Source organism: Blastococcus tunisiensis, assembly GCF_900112815.1.
Lineage (GTDB): Bacteria > Actinomycetota > Actinomycetes > Mycobacteriales > Geodermatophilaceae > Blastococcus_B > Blastococcus_B tunisiensis.
Genome location: NZ_FOND01000020.1, coordinates 30,921 through 53,378, shown reverse-complemented (window position 1 = coordinate 53,378; position 22,458 = coordinate 30,921). Strand labels below are relative to the sequence as shown.

The following is a 22,458-nucleotide window of genomic DNA, read 5'->3' as shown; positions in this document are numbered from 1 at the left end:
CGCGCGAGGCCGGGGGCGGGGGCCGGGCGGGGCAGCTGGGTCCTCGTTCAGGCGCTGACGGCCTTCTGGACGTCCAGGGCCAGCAGCAGCTGGCCGTGCAGCTTGTAGGCGCCGCGGATCAGGTCGCGGGCCTGGCCCTCGAGCGTGTCCGGCGGCGCCTCGAAGTCGGCCGCGTCCACGTCGACGACGTCGGCGATCGAGTCCACCAGCATGCTGACGGCCTCACCGTGCAGCCGGACGACGATCACGACCGGGTCGGTCCCCTCCGGGCGCGGCGGCCGGCCGAGCCGCTCGCGCAGCTCGATCGCGGTCACCACCTGACCACGCAGGTTGATCAGGCCGGCCACGGCGGTGGGGGCGAGGGGCACCCGGGTGAGCTGCTGGCTGCGCAGCACCTCCTGCACGTGCTCGACCTCGATGCCGTAGAGGTCCCCGTCCAACCGGAAGGTGGCCAGCTGCCCGCTCGTCGCAGGGGCGGGGGCAGGGGCGTGGGCGGGCGCGGTCACGTCAGACCTCCAGCAGTGAGGCGGGGACGCCGTCGGGCGTCGTGGGGGCGGGGGAGGAGTAGAAGGCCGGGTCGGCGGCCAGGATCGCGGCGCGCACGTCGAGCAGCTCGGTGACCTTGTCGCCGAGGACGGCGGAGCCGAGCAGGCCCAGGTCGTCGATGTCGCTGCGGACGGCCGCCTCGCCGTCGACGATGTCGAGGATCTCCTCGACGACGATCGCGACGCTGCGCCCGTGGTCGGCGTAGACGATGACCTCGAGCACCTCGCGGTCGGTCTCGCCGTAGGCGCCGAGGTGCCGGTCGAGCCGCACGATCGGCAGGATCGCGCCGCGGTACTGGACGACCTCCCGGTTGCCCACCTTCTCCACCGCGTCGGTCCGCACCTGCTCCAGGCGGGTGACGGTGTCCAGCGGGATGGCCACCCGCCGGCCGCCGCCGATCGCCGCCAGCAGCATGCGCTGGCGCTCGGTCTCGCTCGCCGCCGCGGCGTGGGCGGCGGCCTTCTGCGACTCCTGGCGCTCGTTGGTCTCCGCCCGCAGGGCCCGGCGGGCCAGGGCTTGGACGTCGAGGATCAGGGCCACGGTGCCGTCACCGAGGACGGTCGCCCCGGAGTAGAGGCCGATCGCCTTCATCTGGCCACCCACGGCCTTGACGACGATCTCCTCGGTGTTGATCACCCGGTCGACGACGAGGCCGAAGCGGCGCCCCTCCGACCGAAGCACGGCGATGACGACGTGCCCGTCGTGCCGCTCGGAGGTCAGCCCGAGCACGTCGGTGAGCCGGACCAGCGGGAGCAGTTCGCCGCGGAGGCGGTAGACCTGCGCGCCGCCGACCTCCTCCACCGCGTTGGCGGCCTTCTCGGCGTCCAGGCTGACCAGCTCCTGCAGGCTGATCTGCGGGATGGCGTAGCGGTCGCCGGCGCACTCGACGGTCAGGGCGGGGACGATCGCGAGCGTCAGCGGGATGCGCAGCCGGCAGACCGTGCCGACACCGGCGTCGGACTCGACCTCGATGGTGCCGCCGATCTGCTCGATGTTGGTCTTGACCACGTCCATGCCGACGCCGCGGCCGGAGACGTTGGTGACCGCGGCAGCGGTGGAGAAACCGGGCAGGAAGATCAGCTGCAGGATGTCGGTGGGGCTCATCCGGGTCAGCGCGTCGGGCGTCACGAGGCCCCGCTGGACCGCCTTCTCGCCCAGCTTGACGGGGTCGATGCCGGCGCCGTCGTCGGCCACCTCGACCACCACCTGGCCGCTCTCGTGCCGGGCGCGCAGGGTGAGGACGCCCTCTGTCGGCTTGCCGGCCTTCTTGCGGGCCTCGGGCGCCTCGATGCCGTGGTCGACCGAGTTGCGCACCAGGTGCGTCAGCGGGTCCTTGACCGCCTCGAGCAGGGTCTTGTCGAGCTCGGTGTCCTTGCCCTCCATCTCCAGGCGGACCGACTTCCCGCACTGGATGCCGAGGTCGCGGACGACGCGCGGCAGCTTCGACCAGATGTGGTCGATCGGCTGCATGCGCGTCTTCATGACGCCCTCCTGCAGCTCGCTGGCGATGAGGTTGAGCCGCTGGGAGGCGCGGATCAGGTCCGTGTCGGTCTGGCGGGCGACGTTCTGGACGATCTGGTTGCGGGTGAGCACCAGCTCGCCCACGAGCAGCATGAGCTCGTCGAGCAGGTCGACGTCGACGCGGATGGTGCTGTCGGCCACGCCACGCCGGGTCTGGCCGTCACCGCCGCCGGAGGGGGTCTCGGCGTCGGCCTGGTCGGCGGCGGGAGCCGGCGCGGCCGGCTTCTCGACGGTGGGCTCGGGCATGACTGCGTTGGCTCCCTCGGGCAGCTCGTCGGCGAGGACGTCCGCGACGGCGTCGTCCTGCGGCCCAGTGGCGGACGCCGCCGGGGTGGTGGCCGCGCGCCGGGTCGCCGGCTTCCGCGCGGTGGTCTTCTTCGCCGGGGCCTTGGCGGTAGTGGCCTTCGCCGGGGCCTTCGCGGCGGTCGTCTTCACCGCAGCCTTGGCGGGGGCCTTCGCCGCAGCCTTCGCGGGGGCCTTGGCCGGCGCCTCGGCCCGGGGGGCCGGGATGGCGGCCGGAGCCGGGGCGTCCTCCATGGCCGCGGTGATCGCGGCGACGACGTCGGCGACCTCGACCCCACCCTCGCCGCCGCTGGCCTCGATGGCGGTCAGCAGGGCGCGGACGGTGTCCACCATCCGCAGCAGGACGCTCGTGCGCATCGGCGTCAGGGCCAGCTCGCCGTCCCGCAGCCGGGAGAGCATGTTCTCGCCGACGTGGGTCACCTCCTCGAGCCGGTTGAAGGCGAGGAAGCCGCTGGTGCCCTTGATCGTGTGGATCGTGCGGAAGATGCTCGACAGCCGCTCGCGCGAGTTCGGGTCCTGTTCCAGCGCGACCAGGTCCGAGTCCAGCTGGTCGAGGTTCTCGTGGCTCTCGACCAGGAACTCCTCGACGATGTCGTCAAGACCGTCCACCGTTGGTGCCTTCTCTCTCACGTCGCGAACCGGTCGGGAACCGGTCCGGTTGGGTCATCGGCCGGTGCCGGGCGGAGTGAAGGTGAATCCGCCCGGCACCGCCGTCGATGCAGTTATCGGCACCCGCGGGGCGGAGCCGACCCCCGGACGGGCGGAATGCGGCCCGTCCGGGGATGTCGCGCTCAGTAGGTGAAGTTGCCGACCGTGGTGCGCAGGTCGGCGGCCATGCGGGAGAGCTCGTCGACCGCGGTGCGGGTCTGGGTGAGCGCCTGCGTGGTCGACTCCGCCGCCGTGGAGACGCCGGTGATGTTGCTGGCGATCTCCGTGGTTCCGCCGGCAGCCTCCTGCACCGACCGCGACATCTCGTTCGTCGTGGCCGTCTGCTCCTCCACCGCCGAAGCGATGGTCGTCTGCCGGTCGGAGATCTGCGCGACGATGGTCGAGATCTCCTCGATCGCCGCGACCGCGGCGGTGGTGTCGCCCTGGATCGACAGCACCCGGCGGGCGATGTCCTCGGTCGCCTTGGCCGTCTCCTGGGCCAGCTCCTTGACCTCGTTGGCCACGACGGCGAAGCCCTTGCCGGCCTCGCCCGCACGGGCCGCCTCGATGGTGGCGTTGAGCGCCAGCAGGTTGGTCTGCTCGGCGATGCTCGTGATCACCTTGACGACGTTGCCGATCTCGGCCGAGGACTCGCCGAGCTTGGCGACGGTGGCGGTGGTCGTCTCGGCGGCGGTGACGGCGCGGGCCGCGACCTCGCTGGCCTCGGCGGCGTTGCTGGCGATCTCGCGGATGGAGGCGCCCATCTGCTCGGCGCCGGCGGCGACGGTCTGCACGCTGCGGGAGACCTCCTCGGCCGCCGAGGACACCACACCGGACTGCGCCGAGGTCTCCTCGGCCGAGGCCGAAATCTGCGCCGACGACGCCGACAGCTCCTCGCTCGAGGCCGCCACGGCGTCCGCCGAGGCGGCCACGCCACCGAGCACGGTCCGCAGGCTCTCCTGTGCACGGCCCAGCGAAGCGGCCATCCGCCCGAGCTCGTCACCCGAGTTCACCTCGGGGGCCACGGTCAGATCGCCGGCGGCGAGAGCGTCCACCGACTTCTGCACCGACCGCACGGTCGTGATGAGCTGCCGCACGACGAGGAACGCCAGCAGCGCTGCGGCGCCGATACCGACCGCGAGGGCGATCCACAGCGTGTAGCGCGCCGATGAGGCCAGTTCCTGACCTTCGGCGGCGTCCGCCCGGGCGTCCACGCCCTGGCGGGCCTGCTCGTCACCGAAAGCGTCCGACAGAGCCCGCCCGGTCTCGGCGAGCGGGCCGCTGACGACCTGCTGGGCGGCAACGAGGTCGCCACTCGCGGCGACCGGGTACAGCTGCTGCTCGACCACGGTGAAGTAGGCGTCCGCCGCGTCCTGGACCGGAGCGAAGTCGCTCGGGTTCCCCAGGGTGTCCACGTAGACCTGCATCTCGCCGGCGAACTGCTCCTGACGGGCCTGCAGGTCCGCCCGCAGACTTTGCTGCACCGTCGCGTCGGACATGCCGAACACGTTGTTCCGGGCGCGGATCCCCTGGAACGTCCGCTGCGCCTCACCGAGACGCTCGAGCGGCACGATCGAGTCTTCGTAGAGCATGTCGCCCGCGTCGGCCAGGGTGCCGATCCGCTGGACAGCCAGTGCCGTCAGCCCGAACGCGACGATGGCGAGCACGGCGAGCGCGGCGCCGATCTTCACGCCGATCGGGCGATCGGTGAACCAACCAGCCCGACCGGAGCGGGTGGAGTTGGCAGGAACGGTCATGGTCTTCTCCAGGAATGGGATGGGCGCGCACGGCGGACGGGGCTTCGTCGCGCCGGAATGGATGTGGCCGGTGCGGCCCATCCGGTGTGCGGGGGAGTAACAGGCCGAAAGGTAGGGCATCACCGAGTCAGGTTCGTCCGATATGGCGCGTGTCGCGAACCCCCGGAAAGATTGGTGGTTGACCGCATTTGTCGTGTCGACATGACGCCATTTGTTTGCGGCATCGAGTCTTGGATGCGCTGTGGGATGAAACTCCCTGGACCCGCGCACCGACCCGCCTCCGGGAATGGAGTCCGCACCTCCGGGGCGCGCCCGCACGCCGCCGGCCATCCGCCCTCGGACCCCGCGAACGACGTCGGGGTGGCGACCGGGGGACCGGTCACCACCCCGACGGGCGAGCGAGGGCAGATCAGTAGCTGAACCTCCCGACGGTGGTGCGCAGGTCGGCGGCCATCCGGGACAGCTCGTCGACCGCCGTACGGGTCTGCGTGAGCGCCTGCGTGGTCGACTCCGCCGCGGTCGAGACGCCGGTGATGTTCGTGGCGATCTCCGTGGTCCCGTCGGCGGCCTCCTGCACCGACCGGGACATCTCGTTCGTCGTCGCGGTCTGCTCCTCCACCGCCGAGGCGATGGTGGTCTGCCGGTCGGAGATCTGCGCGACGATCGAGCTGATCTCGTCGATCGCGGCCACCGCGGCGGTGGTGTCGCCCTGGATGGCCAGGACGCGCCTCGCGATGTCCTCGGTCGCCTTCGCCGTCTCCTGCGCCAGCTCCTTGACCTCGTTGGCCACGACGGCGAAGCCCTTCCCGGCCTCGCCCGCACGGGCCGCCTCGATCGTGGCGTTCAGCGCCAGCAGGTTCGTCTGCTCGGCGATCGAGGTGATCACCTTGACCACGTTGCCGATCTCGGCCGAGGACTCTCCGAGCTTGTCGACCGTGGCCTTTGTCGTCGCCGCAGCGTCCACCGCACGGCCGGCCACCTCGCTGGCCTCTGCCGCGTTCGAGGCGATCTCGCGGATGGAGGCGCCCATCTGCTCTGCACCCGCTGCGACCGTCTGCACGCTGCGCGAGACCTCCTCCGCGGCGCTGGCCACGACCCCGGACTGCGCGGAGGTCTCGTCCGCACCCGACGAGATCTGGGCCGAGGACGCGCTCAGCTCCTCCGAGGAGGCCGCCACGGCATCGGCCGAGGCGACCACCGAGGCCATCACCGACCGCAGGCTCTCCTGCGCGGAGTCGAGGGCGGCGGCCATCTGGCCCACCTCGTCCCGCTGGTCCACACCGGTCGGCTGCGAGAGGTCCCCCTCGGCCAGCCGGGCTGCGGACGCACGCACCCGGACCAGCGGCCGGGTGATGACCCGAGCTGTCACGACACCCACGGCGACCGCCAGCAGCGCGCCTGCGACGAGGACGACGATCAGCGCGGTACGGGTCGACGCGTAGCTGTTCTCAGCCGCGTCCGCGGCGGCCGATGCAGACGTCATCTGGGATTCGGTGAGAGCCTGCAGGTTCGCGACCATCTGCTCGGTGAGCGGTGCGATCTCGGTGGACCGCTTCGTGTTGAACTCCTCGATCCGCCCGGCGGCCATCAGCGCGTCCATCTCACCGGCGAGGGAGAAGTACCGCTCGACGCCGTCGAGCACACCCCGCACGAGCTCCGCCTCCTCGGCCGGGAGACCCGGGAGGTCCAGGTACTCCTGGCCGGCGGCGAGGAGGGCCTCCCGTGCGGCCTCGCGGTCCTCGGTGTAGCCCTGCTTGAGCTCCGGGGTCGATGCGTAGGAGCGGCTGGTGCTCGTGAAACGCACGTTCATGAGCTGGTACCGCATCTCCTCGGCCAGCTGGGTGCCGACGACGTTGTAGCTGTGCATGGCCTCCGTCCGCTCGGCCGCCTTCGACAGCGAGCTCAGGCCCATGACGCCGATGGCGATGGCAACCGCGACGGCGACCGCGACGGCTGAGGTGATCTTGACGGGGACGCGTAGATCGCGGAACCACCGGGTGGGGGTGGCACGGCTCGTGCTCATTGCTCTCTCTTTCCGAGGATTGCGGGTGTGCCGATTCGGTGGGCGCCCGGCCGGACAGGTCACCGATCGATGACCATTCGCGTCGACCGGCCCGGGCGCGACTGCCAGAAAACTAGGAGAGGGATCAGGACTCCCGATCGTCGTTCTCGCCCGTGTCGCGAACGGTGGCGAAAAAGGTCGGCGACCTTCTCGATGCTGTCGACAAGACGATGCCCATCCGGACGCGGGGTGCCCCATTGAATGGTCCGCGCCGCGAGAGTGGGAAGGGTGTTCGCCCGGCCCCCGGTGCGACGTGGATCGGTCACCGCACCGTTGCTGTCGACCTGGCATGACATCCGGTAGCGGCGGGAGCGAATCACCGTGCCCGGCCACGCGCTCCCACGTCACCCACGCCCCCGGGCTCTGGACGTCAGTAGGTGAACCTCCCGACGCTGGTCCGCAGGTCTGCCGCCATGCGGGACAGCTCGTCGACCGCGGTGCGGGTCTGGGCGAGCGCCTGGGTGGTCGAGCCGGCGGCGGTGGAGACGCCGGTGATGTTCGCGGCGATCTCCCCGGTGCCGCTGGCCGCCTCCTGCACGGAGCGCGACATCTCCTGCGTGGTCGCCGTCTGCTCCTCCACCGCGCTGGCGATGGTGGTCTGCCGGTCGGAGATCTGGGCCACGATGCTGGAGATCTCCTCGATCGCCGCGACCGCCGCGGTGGTGTCGCCCTGGATCGACTGCACCCGGCGGGCGATGTCCTCGGTGGCCTTGGCCGTCTCCTGGGCCAGCTCCTTGACCTCGTTGGCCACGACCGCGAAGCCCTTGCCGGCCTCGCCCGCACGGGCCGCCTCGATCGTGGCGTTCAGCGCCAGCAGGTTGGTCTGCTCGGCGATGCTCGTGATCACCTTCACCACGTTGCCGATCTCCGTCGAGGACTCGCCCAGCTTGGCCACCGTCGCGGTCGTGTTCTCCGCGGCCCGGACCGCTCGTCCGGCCACCTCGCTGGCCTCGGCGGCGTTCTGCGAGATCTCCCGGATCGAGGCACCCATCTGCTCCGCACCGGCAGCCACCGTCGCGACGCTGCGCGACACCTCCTCCGCGGCACCGGACACCACCCCCGACTGCGCGGAGGTCTCCTCCGCCGACGCCGAGATCTGGGCCGAGGAGGCGCTGAGCTCCTCCGACGACGAGGCGACGGCCCCCGCGGAGGAGACGATGTCCTCGATCGTCTCCGCCATCGTCTCGGCCGCCGTGTTCAGCGCGGCCGCCATCTGGCCGACCTCGTCGGCGCCCCGGACGGGCAGCCGGACGGTCAGGTCGCGGGCGGCCAGCCGGTCCAGGGCGACCCGCACCTGGCGGACGCCGCGGACGATCCCCCGTGAGACGACCCACGCCAGGGAACCGCCGAGCAGGACGGCGAGGGCTGACACGGTCAGCGAGGTGATGATGGTGTCGGTCGTCGCCTCCGCGACATCGGCCTCGGTCTGAGCGACGCGTGCGTCCACGGACTCGACCAGCTCGACCATCGCCTGGTCCAGGACGTAGAAGACGTCCCACTTGTCGCCGGTGGACAGCGCGTCGCCGTCGTCGAGCCGCCCCTGGGCCCACAGCGCGAAGATCTGGTCGTTGTACTCGCTCATGGCCGTCCAGTTCTCCTGGATGACCGCCAGGCTGGCCTCGGCGTCGGCGTCGAGCTGGCTGCGGTCGATCTCGAAGAGCCGCTCGAAACCCTCGGCGCCGTCCCGGTAGTTCGCCAGGTTGTCACCGTCCGGCGCCGCCGCGGTCTCGCCCCCGACCACCCGGGCGTTCCAGGCGGTGATGTTCTGCCAGTTGGCGGCCCAGAGCAGGTCGTAGCGCGCCTGCTCCACGGTGCGCTGCACGGCGACGGCAGCCGTCGACTCCTCGTGCAGTTCGCCCACCCGCTGGGTGCCCTGGACGCCGGCCACGGTGGCGGCCACCGTGCCAAGCACCAGCGCGGCGCCGATGGCGAAGATCCGGGTGGCGATGCCGCGGTCCCGGTACCAGTGACGGGTCGGGGCGCCTTCTCGGTACTGCGCTCCTCGTGCCTTTGACATGGTGCCCATTTCCTCGAACGTCGGTGCGCCTCCCGGTACTGCCGGGATCGGCGGAACGCGTGGTGCGTCGCGAGGAAATGGTGCAGGCCGTCGGGCGAATTGCTTAGCGCTGAGACATGCGTGTCGTGTTCCCGGGCGAATTCGGTGGGTCACCTTTCTCGGACGGGGGACAAGTCGACGCGAAATGGCGGCACCGAGAACGCGGAGGAGCGCGCGACCCGTCGGGTCGCGCGCTCCGTGTCCGCCGTCCGGCTCAGCGCCGCTGCACGACGCCGTCCGGTGGTGCGCCGGTCAGTAGGTGAACTTCCCGACGGTGGTGCGCAGCCCGGCGGCCATCCGGGACAGCTCGTCGACCGCGGTGCGGGTCTGGGCCAGCGCCTGGGTGGTCGACTCCGCCGCCGTGGAGACGCCGGTGATGTTCGTGGCGATCTCGCCGGTACCGTTCGCCGCCTCCTGCACCGACCGCGACATCTCGCTCGTGGTGGCGGTCTGCTCCTCCACTGCGGAGGCGATGGTGGTCTGGCGGTCGGAGATCTGCGCGACGATGCTGGAGATCTCCTCGATCGCGGCCACCGCGGCGGTGGTGTCGCCCTGGATGGCGAGGACGCGCTTGGCGATGTCCTCGGTGGCCTTGGCCGTCTCCTGCGCCAGCTCCTTGACCTCGTTCGCGACCACCGCGAAGCCCTTGCCGGCCTCCCCGGCCCGGGCCGCCTCGATGGTGGCGTTGAGCGCCAGCAGGTTGGTCTGCTCGGCGATCGAGGTGATCACCTTGACCACGTTGCCGATCTCCGCGGAGGACTCGCCCAGCTTGGCGACGGTGGCGGTGGTCGTCCCCGCGGCGGTGACGGCGCGGGCCGCGACCTCGCTGGCCTCGGCGGCGTTGGAGGCGATCTCCCGGATCGAGGCACCCATCTGCTCTGCTCCCGCGGCCACCGTCTGCACGCTGCGCGACACCTCCTCCGCAGCACTCGAGACCACACCCGACTGTGCCGAGGTCTCCTCGGCCGACGCCGAGATCTGCGCCGATGACGCCGACAGCTCCTCCGACGACGCCGCCACGGCGTCGGCGGACGAGACCACTCCCGACAGCACCTCCCGGAGGCTCGCCTGGGCGGCATCCAGCGCGGCGGCCATCTGGCCCACCTCGTCACGGGAGGTGACGTTGCTGCGGACGGTCAGGTCACCGGTGGCGAGAGCCTCCAGCGCCAGCTTGACCTTGCTGACGGGCCGGGTGATCGACCGCATCGTCAGCCAGCTGACCGCACCGATCAGCCCGAGCCCGGCCAGCGCGATGAGCAGGCTGACCAGCTGAGACTGGGCGATGGCGTCGTCGAGCTTCTGCTGGGCCAGTTCGCTCTCGGCGTCCAGCGCGTCCTTCGCGGCGCTGACCGCTCCGTCGGTGAGGTCGTTGGCGGCCTGGATGTCCTCCCAGCGGAGGAGCGCGCTCGCCTGGTCGGCGACTGCCCCATTCACGAAGGCGCCGATCGCGTCGGTGTACGAGCCGTAGCTCTCGGCCAGGCCGGCCACCGTCTCGGCGCTCTCGCCGGTGAGCTCGATGGTCGCCAGCTCGGCCAGCAGGGCTTCGGGGGTGGCGATGTCGTCGGCGAGCTCCGCGAGCTGCGCGGCGGGGTCGGGGCGGACGATGGCCTTGAAGCCGTCGACCTTCAGCTCGCTGGCGCGGGTGTCGAGCTGCAGGACCAGGGCCTGCGCGTCCTCGAGGTTGGCGAGCTCGGCGCTCGCGTCGCTCACGGTGGCGTTGCCCACGAGCATCGAGCCGAGCATTCCGCCGCAGGACAGGACCACGGCGCCGGTCAGGACACCGAACTTCACTGCCAGCGGCCGGTCGGCGAACCAGCCGGCTCGCCGGCCGGGAGCAGAGGGGGAGGGAGGGGCATTCACGAGGGACCGTCCTGGGATGAGAATTTGTGCGCGTGCCGGATGGCGGGACACCGAAAGTGTGGTCACTCCAGCCACCCGGCGAGGCTTGAGGCCCTATGGTCGAGATGAATCGTGACGACCAGGTCGGGTCAGCGCATTCCGCACCGTGACATGTCGACACGGCACTTTCCTGAGGTGCGCCGCAGAATGGCGCGGGAATGGTCCGACCTGCGCGGATGCCGGGTACGGGGGCGAGATGTCGACCCCGGGGAGACGGTGAGCGCCCGTTCGGGACTTTCGTCCTCTTCCGCCGTCCGCGACACGGCAGGGATCAGTCGAGCAGGTCGGCCAGTCGCTCCAGCACGGCGAGCGCTTCCGTGGTGTCCGCCACCCGGTGGCGCGCGTCGGTCTGCCCGTCGCCCACCTTGACGGTCACGTCGGCGGGTCCGAGCGCGCGGAAGGCGTCCTCGTCGGTGACGTCGTCGCCCAGGTAGAGGGTCGCGGCGGCACCGAGTTCGCCGGCGAGGCGGGTCAGGGCGCTGCCCTTGTCCGCATCGGTGACCGCGACCTCGAGCACCTCCTTGCCCGGCTTCAGCGTCAGTGACGAATCAGTGGCCCGCCGGGCATCCGCGAGCAGGTCCGCTGCCGCCGCGCGGTCGGCGACCTCGCGGACGTGCACCGCCACGCTCGCCGGCTTGACCTCCAGCCGCGCACCGGGCACGGCCGAGACCAGCGGGGCGAGCCGGGCCGCCAGGGCATCCCGCCGGTCGGCCTGGTCGCCGGACAGCGGGCCGTCGAACTCCGCGCCGTGGCTGCCCACCCACCGGTAGGGACCGGACAGCCCGCTGGTGCCCTGCAGGTCGGCCACCCCACGGCCGCTGACCAGCGCCACCGTCACGCCCCCGACCGCGGCGAGGCGGGGAAGCACCTCGGCGACCCCCGGCTGCGGCACGGCAGCCGACGGGTCGCCCACGAGCGGCGCCAGGACGCCGTCGTAGTCGCTGGCGACGAGCAGGGGCCGCCGGCCGGCGAGGGCGACGAGCGCGGCGTCGAGCTCCTCGGACGCCGACGTCATCCCTGCGCCCCGCCGCGACCGGTGGAGAGGGGCGTGGCCGCCCGCCCGACGGCACGGCCGCTGGGCTGACCGCCGTCCTGGTCGCGCAGCGCGTCGAAGAACGATGACGCCCAGTGCTCGAGGTCGTTCTTGGCCAGGTGACGCCGCATGGCCCGCATCCTCGAGGCGGCCTCGCGGGAGTCCACCCGCAGTGCGCGCAGGAGCTGGCTCTTCACCCCCGCGATGTCGTGCGGATTCACGAGGAACGCCTGCTTCAGCTCGGCCGCGGCACCGGCGAACTCCGACAGCACCAGCGCCCCTCCGAGGTCGGAGCGGGCCGCCACGTACTCCTTGGCCACCAGGTTCATCCCGTCGCGGTACGGGGTGACGAGCATGACGTCGGCGGCGCGGTAGAGCGCGGCCAACTCCTCCCGCGGCATCGACTGGTTGAAGTAGTGCACCGCCGGCCCGGCGATGGAACCGAAGACCCCGTTGATGTGGCCGACCTGCTGCTCGATGGTCTCGCGCATGTTGACGTAGTGCTCGACCCGCTCCCGACTGGGCGTGGCGACCTGGACCAGCACGGTGCCGGGCGTCTCCACCTGTCCGTCCTCGAGCAGCTCCTCGAAGGCGTTGAGCCGGACGCTGATCCCCTTGGTGTAGTCCAGCCGGTCGACGCCCAGGATGATCCGTTCGGGGTCGCCGAGCTCCTTGCGGATCTCCTCCGCCCGGGCCAGCACCTCCGGTGAGCGTGCCAGCTGGTCAAAGGCGGCGACGTCGATCGAGATGGGAAAGGCTTTCGCCGTCACCGTGCGGCCGTCGTACTCGATGACGTTCTTGCGTGACGGCAGGTCGTGCAGGCGGCGGGCCAGCTGGACGAAGTTCGCCGCCGCAGAGGGACGCTGGAAGCCGACCAGGTCGGCACCGAGCAGCCCCTCGACGATCGCGGAGCGCCACGGCAGCTGGGTGAACAGCTCGTACGGCGGGAACGGGATGTGCAGGAAGAACCCGATGGTGAGGTCGGGCCGCTGCTGGCGCAGCAGCGCCGGGACCAGCTGCAGCTGGTAGTCGTGCACCCAGACGATCGCGTTCTCCGCCGCCACCTCCGCCGTCCGCTCGGCGAACCGCTTGTTCACCTGGACGTAGGTGTCCCACCAGTTCCGGTGGTACTCAGGCTTCTCGACGACGTCGTGGTAGAGCGGCCACAGCGAGGCGTTGGACATGCCTTCGTAGTAGCGGTCCACCTCGTCGTCGGTGAGGGCGACCGGGATGAGCGACATGCCGCCGGACTCGAACGGCTCCGGTGCCTCGCCGGCGGATCCCGACCAGCCGACCCACGCGCCGCCGCGGCCGGCGACGAAGGGTTCGAGCGCGGTGACGAGCCCGCCGGGGCTGCGCTGCCAGCGGGGCTTCCCGTCGGGCCCGGTGACCTGGTCGACCGGCAGCCGGTTCGCGACCACCACCACCGGGCTGTCGGCTCCGACGCCCGGCTCGGTGTGCTCGCTGTTGTCCGCCATACCGCCCACGACCCTACTGAGCCGCGATCGCTCCCGCCCTCCGGGTCCCGCCGCACCGCCCGTGGGGGATCAGCCGGACATGAGCAGATAGCCGGCCGCCGCGGCCCCCATCCCGACCACGAGGGTCGCCGCCAGGTGGCCCACCGCGCGGACGAGCGTCCGCTCCTCGGCCAGCCGCAGCACGTCCGCGCCGAACGTGGAGAAGGTCGTGAGAGCTCCGCAGAACCCGGTGCCGACCAGCGCGACGACGGCGGGGGCGGGGTCGGCCGAGCCGAGGAGCGCCCCCAGCAGGGCGCTGCCGGCCACGTTCACCGCGAACGTCCCGCGGGCGGGCTCGCCGCCCCGGCGCGCGGCCAGCCGGGTCACCAGCAGCCGGAGCGGAGCCCCCGCCGCCGCGCCCAGGACCACCAGGAGCGGCGTCACCGGACCACCCGTCGCACCGCCAGCGCACCGAGGGCGACGGCGGCCACCCCGCCTCCCACGGACCCGAGCACGTACCCGGCGGCTCCGGCGACGGCGCCGTCCTCGACCAGCTCCACCACCTCGACCGCGAAGGCCGAGTACGTCGTGTAGCCGCCGAGCAGGCCGACCCCCACGAACGGCCGGACCCACGCCGGCTCGGGCGGACGGGCGGCGAGGACGGCGTAGAGGGCGCCGAGCAGGAAGCAGCCACTCAGGTTGACCAGCAGCGTCGCCCACGGCCAGCCCGGAGCGGCGGCGAACCCCTCGGCGACCGACCAGCGCGCCAGCGCCCCGAGGGCGCCGCCGAGCGCCGTCAGCAGGTACGCCATCGGCGGTGCGCCCTCCCTGTGTCCGGGCCGGTCATCACGTCGGGCAGCATGCCCTGCGAGAGGGTCGCACGACGGCGGCCCCGTGCCCGGGAGGAGACCGGCGTGGGACCGCTGCAGGGTGTGCGGGTGGTGGAGTTCGCCGGGTTGGGGCCGGGGCCGTTCTGCGGCATGCTGCTGGCCGACCTGGGCGCCGACGTCGTCCGGATCGACCGTCGCGGGGCCCGCGGGGGCCTGCTCGGGTCACTGGGGGCGACGTCGCTGCTCGACCGCGGCAAGCGCTCGATCGCCCTCGACCTCAAGGAACCCGCCGACATCGCCGTCGTCCGCGCGCTGGTCGAGCGCTCCGACGTGCTGCTCGAGGGGTTCCGCCCCGGCGTCATGGAGCGGCTGGGCCTCGGCCCCGAGGAGCTGCTGGCGCTGCGGCCGTCGCTGGTCTACGGCCGGATGACCGGGTGGGGGCAGACCGGGCCGCTGGCGAGCACCGCCGGGCACGACATCGGCTACATCGCGCTGACCGGGGCGCTGTTCGCCACCGGCCGGCCGGACGAGCGGCCCGCGCCGCCGATGAACCTGCTGGGCGATTTCGGCGGCGGGGGAGTGTTCCTCGCGCTCGGTGCGCTCGCCGCGCTGCTGCACGCCCGGGCGACGGGGGAGGGGCAGGTGGTGGACGCCGCGATCGTCGACGGCACCGCCGTCCTCACCACGATGATCCACGGCATGCTCGACGCCGGGGTCTGGCGTGACCGGCGGGGCGTGAACCTGCTCGACACCGGCGCCCCGTTCTACGACGTCTACCGGTGCGCCGACGGGCAGTTCCTCGCTGTCGGAGCGCTGGAGGATCAGTTCTACGCAGCCCTGCTCGAGGGGCTCGGGGTGGCCGGCGACGAGTCGCTGCCCGACCGGTCCGACCCGGGCCAGTGGGGAGCCCTGCGCGAGCGCTTCACCGAGCTCTTCGCCGCCCGGACCCGCGACGAGTGGTGGGCGGTGTTCTCCGGCACCGACGCCTGCGTCGCGCCGGTCTGGTCGCTCCTGGAGGCCACCCGCGACGGGCACAACCGCGAGCGGGGGGTGTTCACCGAGGTCGACGGGGTCGTGCAGCCCGAGGTCGCACCCCGCTTCTCCGCCACCCCCGGTCGCGTCGGCTCGGTGCCCCACCCCGGGCAGCACGACGAGGAGATCCGCGCCGAGCTCGGCCTCTGAGCGAGCACCCTCTCCTCCCCAGCCACTGGTGAGCCGGCGGGGGGCCCGGGGGACGCCCCCACCGGGCGGCGTCCTCCCTCACCGGACGGCGTCCTCCCTCACCGGACGGCGTCCTCCCTCACCGGCGGCCGTGAGGGAGGACGCGCGATGATCAGGTCAGCTGATCCCCGGTTGCCACCCGGGACCGGCGCCAGACCGGCTCCAGCGCCGCCGTCTCCTCCGCCGTCGCCACCCGGAACGGTGGGTCGGTCGGCGGCCGGAGAGCGGACCTGCCCTGGCCACGCGTGGCCCGCAGGCTGAGCGCGATGGAACCGCCGATGAGCACGGTGACGACCGCCAGGCTCACCGTCGTGGGCACGTACAGGACGTCGACCTTGAGCAGCATCTTCACGCCGACCCAGACGAGGACCAGCGCCAGCCCGGTCTTCAGGTACACGAAGCGGTGGATGAGGTCGGCCAGCAGGAAGTACATGGCCCGCAGGCCCAGGATGGCGAACGCATTGGCGGTGAAGACCAGGAACGGCTCGTCGGTGACCGCGAAGATCGCCGGGATGGAGTCGACGGCGAAGATGACGTCGGTGACCTCGACGAGGACCAGGACGGCCAGCAGGGGAGTGGCCACGAGCACCCCGGCCCGCCGGACGACGAAGCGCTGACCGTGGAACGCGTCGGTCATCGGCACGTACCGGCGGAACAGCCGCAGGGACTTCGACGTCGAGGGATCCAGGTGCTCGTCGCGCTGCCGGAGCATCCGGATCCCGGTCCAGAGCAGGAACGCGGCGAAGAGGTAGAGGACCCAGCCGAAGCTGGCGATGAGCACCGCGCCGCCGGCGATGAACGCGCCGCGGAACACCAGCGCCCCGAGGACGCCGAAGAACAGGACCCGGTGCTGGTACTCCCGGGGAACGGCGAAGAAGGTGAAGATGATCGCCCAGACGAACACGTTGTCGACGGCGAGGGACTTCTCGATCAGGTAGCCGGCGAAGTACTGCTGACCGAACTCGGCCCCGTGCGCCCACCACAGCCAGGCTCCGAAGGCGATCCCGATCGTGACCCACACCGCCGACCAGGCGGCCGCCTCGCGCACGCCGATGACGTGGGCGCGTCGGTGGGCGAACAGGTCGACGGCCAGCATGCCGACGATGAGGCCGAGAACGGCCAGCCACAGCCACAGGGATACGTCCACGCGCGAGTCCTCCAGTCGGTAGGCCAACTGGAGGTCTCTCCCGGCCGGAGCCCGTTCCGCCGGGCCCCGCGGGGAGCCGTAGTGACGACGGAACGCTGGGGGATACTCCCCTCCTGTGCCGACGAGTGAAGCACAGTTCACCTGTCGGTGCCACTGTTCACGACGAAGGGGGAGGGATGGTCACCAGTACTCCGGGGCGCCCCGCGTGGACGTTCCTCACCAACCACGCCCACGTCCTGCTCGCGGTGGCGCGGAACCCGGACGCCCTCGTCGCCGACGTCGCCGCGCAGGTCGGCGTCACTCCCCGCGCGGCGTTGAGCATCCTGCGGGACCTGGAGGAGGCCGGGTACCTGGTCCGGACCCGCCGGGGGCGTCGGACGCACTACGAGATCCGGCCGCACCAGCACTTCCGCCACCCGAGCACCGCGCAGCACGAGGTCGACGGGCTCCTGGACCTCCTCGGCAGGGAACGGCCGTCCTCCCTCACCGCCGAGCGTCCTCCCCCACCGCCCACCGCGAGGGAGGACGCGCCATGATCAGGTGCCCTGATCATGGCGGGCGGGGTCAGCGGCGGCGGGTCTCGGGGAAGAGCAGGTCGACGAACCGCTCGGCGACCGGCTGCGGCTCGTGGTTGGCCAGCCCCGGCCGCTCGTTGGCCTCGATGAACACGTACTCGGGGCCGTCCACGGCGGGGACCAGGAAGTCGATGCCGGTCACCGGGATGCCCAGCGACTCGGCCGCCCGCACGGCCGCCTCGCCGATGTGCGGGTGCAGCCGGTCGGTGACGTCCTCGATGGTGCCGCCGGTGTGCAGGTTGGCGGTCCGCCGGACCGGGATGCGCTCGCCGTTCGGCGGGACGTCGTCCATCGCGTAGCCGGCCGCGGCGACCACCTCGGCGGTCGTGTCGTCCAGCGGGATCCGGGACTCGCCGCCGGTGGCCCGCTCGCGGCGCCGGCTGGTCGCCTTCACCAGGTCCACCACCGGGTGCCGGCCGTCGCCGACCACCTCGGCCGGACGGCGGACGGCGGCGGCCACGACCTGCCGGTCGATGACCAGGACCCGCAGGTCGTCACCGGAGACGAGCTCCTCCACGAGCACGTCGGGGCAGAACTGGAGGGCGTACGCCACGGCCCGCTCGAGGCCGTCGTCGTCGGTCACGCCGACGGTGATCCCGCGGCCCTGCTCCCCCCGGGCCGGCTTCACGACCACCGAGCCGACGTCGGCCAGCAGAACGCGGGCGTCGTCGAGCTCGCCCTCGCGGGCCAGCGCGCCCTGGGCCACCCGGACGCCGGCCCGGCGCATGATCCGCCGGGTGACCCGCTTGTCGTCGCAACGGCTCATCGCCACGGCCGAGGTGAACTCCGACAGCGACTCGCGGGTGAGCACCGTGCGGCCGCCGACCGTCAGCCGCATCTCGCCCCACTCGGCGTCGGTGACCTCGACCCGGATCCCGCGGCGCAGCGCCTCCTCGGCGATGATCGTCGCGTAGGGGTTGAGCTTCTCCAGCCCGGGCGGCCGCGAGGCGAACAGCGGGGTGTTGATCGGGTTCTTGCGCTTGATGCAGACGGCGGCCACCCGCGCGAAGCCCAGTTTCCGGTACAGCGTGATCGCCGCGGTGTTGTCGTGCAGCACCGAGAGGTCGAGGTAGGACCGGCCCCGCGCCACGTACCGCTCGACCAGCACCCGGACCAGCGCCTCACCGGTGCCCGGCGGCGCGTCCTGCTTGTCGGCCACCAGGCACCAGAGGCTGGTCCCGCCCTCGGGGTCGCCGAAGGCCAGGCCGTGGTCCACCCCGGTCACCGTCCCGACGATCTTCCCGGTCCGGGTGTCCTCGGCGACCAGGTAGGTGAAGGTGCGGGTCCGGTGGTTGGCCCACATGGTGGCGGTGTCGGCCATCACCATCCCGTTGCGGGCGTAGAGGTCGTTGATCTCCCCCATCTCGGCCTCGGAGGTGACCGTCCGCACGAAGACGCCGCGGATCACCTCGGGCCGGGGGCGGTAGCGGTGCAGGTAGAGCCGGTAGGTGAGCGAGGGGTCGATGAACAGCTCGTCGGGCGCCATCCCCACGAGCACCTGCGGATCCCGCGGGTAGACGCAGATGTCGCGCCGGCCGGTCTCCTCGCCGCGCAGCACGTCGACGATGCCGCGCTGGTCCCGGAAGGTCTGGCCGAACACCAGCTGCCCCCAGCCGAGGTCGAGGACGACGTCGGCGCCCATGCCCTCGATCTCGTGGGCGGACGGCTCGTGCCACGACCGGCTGGTCAGCACGGGGGTCTGGGTCACCGGGGTGCGCCGGCGGTGGCCGGCGACGCGTGGGGCTGCCACGGCGACCGCCTCAGACCGCGTGGCTCTGCAGCCAGAGCTCGAGCAGGCCGAGCTGCCAGAGCTTGTTGCCGCGCAGCGGGGTGAGCTCCCCGTTCGGGTCGGTCAGGAGCTCCTCGACGTACTCGCGGCGGAACAGGCCGCGGTCCCGGGCGGCGTCGGAGGCGAGCGCGTCGCGCACCAGACCGAGCACCTTGCCCTCCAGGTGGGTGATCGCCGGGACCGGGAAGTACCCCTTCGGCCGGTCGATGACCTCCGGCGGGATCATCCGCCGGCCGATGGCCTTGAGGATGCCCTTGCCGCCGTCGGCCAGCTTCAGCTCGGGTGGGCACAGCGCGGCGAGCTCGACCAGGTCGTGGTCGAGGAACGGCACGCGCGCCTCCAGCCCCCAGGCCATGGACATGTTGTCCACGCGCTTGACCGGGTCGTCGACGAGCATGATCTCGCTGTCCAGGCGCAACGCGGCGTCCACGGCCGTCTCGGCCCCGGGCCGCGACATGTGGTCGCGGACGAACGCCAGGCTCGGGTCCTCGCCGAGGGCATAGCGGTCGGAGACGACCGACCGCATCTGGGCGTGGTCGCGGTCGAAGAACGCCTGCGCGTACTTCTCCACCGCCTCCTCGCGCCCGGCACCGGCCAGCGGCGGGTACCAGTGGTAGCCGGCGAACACCTCGTCGGCGCCCTGACCGGACTGGACGACGCGAATGGTCTCGCTGACCCGCTCGCTGAGCAGGTCGAACGCGACGACGTCGTGGCTGACCATCGGCTCGGCCATGGCGCCGATCGCGTGCCCCAGCGCCGCCGACAGCTCGTCGGAGGTCACCCGGATGCGGTGGTGGTCGGTGGCGAAGTGCTCGGCGATGACGTCGGAGTAGGCGAACTCGTCACCCTCCCGGCCGCCGACGGACTCGAAGCCGATCGAGTAGGTGGCAAGCCCCGCCTGCCCCTCCTGCGCGAGCAGGCCGACGATCAGGCTGGAGTCCAGGCCGCCGGAGAGCAGCACGCCCACCGGGATGTCGGCGACCAGCCGCCGGCGGACCGCCACCCGCAGCGCGTCCTCGACGGCGTCCTCCCAGTCGCGCGCGGTCCAGGTCGCGTGCTCGGGACGGCGCTCGTAGGTGGCGTTCCAGTACCGCTCCTCGCGGCTGGTGCCGTCGGCCTCGACGACCCGCATGGTGGCCGGCGGGAGCTTGCGGACGCCGTTGACGATCGTCCGGGGCGCCGGGACGACGGCGTGCCAGGTGAGGTAGTGGTGCAGGGCGACCGGGTCGATCGAGGTGTCGACGCCGCCACCCCGCAGCAGCGCGGGCAGCGTCGAGGCGAAGCGCAGCCGCTTGCCCGGGGTCTCGGCGAGGTAGAGCGGCTTGATGCCCAGCCGGTCCCGGGCCATGACCACCCGGCCGGTGTCCCGCTCGTGGATGACGAAGGCGAACATCCCGTGCAGGTGCTTCACCACGTCGGTGCCCCAGTGGTGGTAGCCCTTGAGGATCACCTCGGTGTCGCTGTGCGAGAAGAAGCGGTAGCCGTGGCCCTCGAGCTCGGCGCGCAGTTCCTTGTAGTCGTAGATGCAGCCGTTGTAGACGGCGGTGAGACCGAGCTCGTTGTCGATCATCGGCTGGGAGCCGCAGGTGGAGAGGTCGATGACCGAGAGCCGGCGGTGCCCGAAGGCGACCCGTCCGTTGCTCCAGGAACCCTGACCGTCCGGGCCGCGGGGAACCAGCGACTCGACCATGCGGGCGACCGCGGTCGTGTCGGCCAGGGACCCGTCGAAGGTGATCTCGCCGCAGAGGCCGCACATGCGTACTGATCTAACCCTTGCGGCTTTCCGGACGCGACGCCGGGACGGCCGGGGTGGCACAGCTCACCCGCCGGGGCCGGTGTTCCACGTGGAACGCCGGCCCCGGAGGTGGAAGGACGCCGGACCTATCGGATCGGGGCCCTCCCCGTGGGCGGCGGCGGCTCCGCCGCGGGGCTCAGCTGCCGGTGAGGCGGGCCACCGCGGCGACGACGTCGACCAGGCCGGTGCCCTTGTCGAACGACGTGGGGTATCCCCCGGCCGACGCGTAGGGCGCCCCGTCCGCGTACCGGTGCGCGGTCCCCTTCAGCGCCGCCTCGATCTCGGCGGGGGTCGCCGAGGGATCGGCCTGGAAGAGTTGCGCGACGATCCCGGCGACGTGCGGCGCGGCCATCGACGTCCCGCTGATCGTGTTAAACGTGCCGACGTCGAGCAGCCCGGGGCCGTTGCGCGGGTCGAGGCCGGTGGCGCAGATGGGCAGCTGGGGCCGGCAGGCCGAGGTGATGTCCTCGCCCGGCGCGGACAGGTCCGGCCAGGTGGAGGGGTCGGCCGAGTCGCCGCGCGAGGAGTAGTCGCTGACCCCGCCGTCCCGGGTGCCGGTGTCCCGGTCGGAGTAGGAGGCGACCGACAGGACGCCGCCGGTCGGGTCCTGACCGGGCGGGTTGGTCAGCGACACCGAGCCGTCGCCGCCGTCGTTGCCCGCGGCCCACACGGTGACCACGCCCTCGGCCGCCAGCGCCCGCTGCAGCTTCACCGTCGCGGAGTCCGGGTCGAACTCGCCGCCGCCGGAGGGGCCGTAGCTGTTGTTGGTGACCTTGATCGGCGGGCAGGTGCTCGCCGGCACCCCGGCGCCGCACGGGGCCTCGTGGTTCTCCAGCACCCAGTTCAGGGCCGAGTCGGCGCCGACGATCAGCAGCACCGCCCCCGTGGAGACGGAGACGATGCTGGCCCCGGGTGCGGCGCCGGTGAGCCGGCCGCCGTCGGACAGCGTCGTCGGCCGGCCGGCGACGATGCCGCTCACGTGCGTGCCGTGCCCGCCGCCGGAGAGGGTGTCGGTGTCCAGGAACCCCGGCACCGGGAGCACGCAGTCCGGGCTGGTGGTCGTCTCGAGCAGGCAGACGCTCTTCAGGTTGGCCACGACCGCGCTGCCGCCGTCGGCGTCGCGGAAGTACGGGTGCGTGGGGTCGACGCCGGAGTCGATGACGGCCACCGAGACGCCGCTGCCGTCCAGCGCCCGCCCGTCCGCGCCGGTGAGGGTCGCGACGGCCTCGGCGCCGCGGGTGGCGGTGTTCGACGTCTCCTGGGTGAACTCGATCGGGCTGTTGCCCTCCAGGTAGGTCACCCCGCGCTCGGTCCGCGCCGCCTCGATCTGCCCGGCCGTCCCCGACGCCACCGCGACGCCGATCCGCTCGAACTCGGTGACCGTGCGCATGCCCGTCGCCGCGACGGCGTCGCGGGCGGCGGCGATGTCGCTGCCGTGCACCAGCACCGTGGCCTGCGCCGCGCCGGGAAGCCCGGCCAGCTGCGCGGCGAGGAAGTCCTGGACCGGCGCGATCGGGTCGGGCGGGGCGGCGGAGGCGGGGGTGCCGGCGAGTGCGGCGACGACGACCGCCCCACTGGCGGCACCGAGGAGACGGCGGGACGAGCGACGCATGGGCCCTCCAGGCGGGACACGACGATGTGTGCCCTGCGTCAACGACGGCGCAGGCAGAGGGTTACCGCGCGGCACAGGAACCGTCCTCCCTCCCCGCAGCGCGTCCTCCCTCACCGCGCACCGTGAGGGAGGACGCGCCACGATCAGGTCACCTGATCCCGGCGCGGGCCGGGCCGGCCGGGCGGGGCCTGCGGCGGGTCCGGCACG

Annotated in this window: 16 protein-coding genes; 2 read left to right on the top strand and 14 right to left on the bottom strand. The window is 72.4% G+C overall.

Going from position 1 to position 22,458, the window contains the following annotated elements; translation table 11 throughout:
* Positions 1–47: 47 nt before the first annotated feature.
* The 10 genes from BM142_RS20150 to crcB form a co-directional block, all read right to left on the bottom strand.
* A complete protein-coding gene (locus BM142_RS20150; protein WP_092202602.1) occupies positions 48–506 on the bottom strand; it encodes a chemotaxis protein CheW in 459 nt (152 codons plus the stop codon).
* Position 507: 1 nt separating this feature from the next.
* A complete protein-coding gene (locus BM142_RS20145) occupies positions 508–2,979 on the bottom strand; it encodes a chemotaxis protein CheA (protein WP_092202600.1) in 2,472 nt (823 codons plus the stop codon).
* Positions 2,980–3,161: 182 nt separating this feature from the next.
* Positions 3,162–4,775 carry a methyl-accepting chemotaxis protein gene (locus BM142_RS20140; RefSeq protein ID WP_092202598.1) on the bottom strand — a complete coding sequence of 538 codons (1,614 nt, stop codon included), beginning with the start codon at positions 4,773–4,775 and terminating at the stop codon, positions 3,162–3,164.
* A 409-nt stretch (positions 4,776–5,184) separates the two neighbouring features.
* Complete coding sequence (locus tag BM142_RS20135) at positions 5,185–6,798, bottom strand: methyl-accepting chemotaxis protein (RefSeq protein WP_092202596.1); 1,614 nt, start codon at positions 6,796–6,798, stop codon at positions 5,185–5,187.
* Between the two features lie 409 nt (positions 6,799–7,207).
* Positions 7,208–8,854 (bottom strand): methyl-accepting chemotaxis protein, encoded by a 1,647-nt coding sequence (locus BM142_RS20130; RefSeq protein WP_092202641.1) that lies wholly within the window; start codon positions 8,852–8,854, stop codon positions 7,208–7,210.
* 291 nt (positions 8,855–9,145) lie between these two features.
* Positions 9,146–10,753 (bottom strand): methyl-accepting chemotaxis protein, encoded by a 1,608-nt coding sequence (locus tag BM142_RS20125; RefSeq protein ID WP_092202594.1) that lies wholly within the window; start codon positions 10,751–10,753, stop codon positions 9,146–9,148.
* A 310-nt stretch (positions 10,754–11,063) separates the two neighbouring features.
* Positions 11,064–11,807, bottom strand: a complete 744-nt coding sequence (gene otsB, locus BM142_RS20120; RefSeq protein WP_092202592.1) for a trehalose-phosphatase — start codon at positions 11,805–11,807, stop codon at positions 11,064–11,066.
* Positions 11,804–13,303, bottom strand: a complete 1,500-nt coding sequence (locus BM142_RS20115; RefSeq protein ID WP_092202590.1) for an alpha,alpha-trehalose-phosphate synthase (UDP-forming) — start codon at positions 13,301–13,303, stop codon at positions 11,804–11,806. The genes otsB and BM142_RS20115 overlap by 4 nt, the downstream gene beginning before the upstream one ends.
* 69 nt (positions 13,304–13,372) lie before the next feature.
* The gene (locus tag BM142_RS20110; protein ID WP_092202588.1) at positions 13,373–13,726 is read right to left on the bottom strand and encodes a fluoride efflux transporter FluC; all 354 of its coding nucleotides are present in this window, start codon (positions 13,724–13,726) and stop codon (positions 13,373–13,375) included.
* Complete coding sequence (gene crcB / locus BM142_RS20105) at positions 13,723–14,094, bottom strand: fluoride efflux transporter CrcB (RefSeq protein WP_092202586.1); 372 nt, start codon at positions 14,092–14,094, stop codon at positions 13,723–13,725. The genes BM142_RS20110 and crcB overlap by 4 nt, the downstream gene beginning before the upstream one ends.
* A gap of 102 nt (positions 14,095–14,196) precedes the next feature.
* On the opposite strand from crcB, the gene BM142_RS20100 reads away from it, so the two are divergent.
* Positions 14,197–15,294 carry a CaiB/BaiF CoA transferase family protein gene (locus tag BM142_RS20100; RefSeq protein ID WP_217640817.1) on the top strand — a complete coding sequence of 366 codons (1,098 nt, stop codon included), beginning with the start codon at positions 14,197–14,199 and terminating at the stop codon, positions 15,292–15,294.
* Between the two features lie 151 nt (positions 15,295–15,445).
* Here the strand turns inward: BM142_RS20100 and BM142_RS20095 are convergent, their stop codons facing one another.
* Positions 15,446–16,480, bottom strand: coding sequence for a TerC family protein (locus BM142_RS20095; protein ID WP_092202584.1), 1,035 nt, complete (start codon positions 16,478–16,480; stop codon positions 15,446–15,448).
* Positions 16,481–16,656: 176 nt separating this feature from the next.
* On the opposite strand from BM142_RS20095, the gene BM142_RS20090 reads away from it, so the two are divergent.
* The gene (locus tag BM142_RS20090) at positions 16,657–17,016 is read left to right on the top strand and encodes a helix-turn-helix transcriptional regulator (protein ID WP_092202582.1); all 360 of its coding nucleotides are present in this window, start codon (positions 16,657–16,659) and stop codon (positions 17,014–17,016) included.
* A 28-nt stretch (positions 17,017–17,044) separates the two neighbouring features.
* On the opposite strand, the gene ngg is transcribed toward BM142_RS20090, so the two are convergent.
* The 3 genes from ngg to BM142_RS20075 form a co-directional block, all read right to left on the bottom strand.
* Positions 17,045–18,805 carry an N-acetylglutaminylglutamine synthetase gene (ngg, locus tag BM142_RS20085; protein WP_217640816.1) on the bottom strand — a complete coding sequence of 587 codons (1,761 nt, stop codon included), beginning with the start codon at positions 18,803–18,805 and terminating at the stop codon, positions 17,045–17,047.
* 10 nt (positions 18,806–18,815) lie between these two features.
* The gene (locus BM142_RS20080) at positions 18,816–20,600 is read right to left on the bottom strand and encodes an N-acetylglutaminylglutamine amidotransferase (RefSeq protein WP_092202580.1); all 1,785 of its coding nucleotides are present in this window, start codon (positions 20,598–20,600) and stop codon (positions 18,816–18,818) included.
* A 175-nt stretch (positions 20,601–20,775) separates the two neighbouring features.
* Positions 20,776–22,251, bottom strand: coding sequence for a S8 family serine peptidase (locus BM142_RS20075; RefSeq protein ID WP_092202578.1), 1,476 nt, complete (start codon positions 22,249–22,251; stop codon positions 20,776–20,778).
* Between the last annotated feature and the right edge of the window lie 207 nt (positions 22,252–22,458).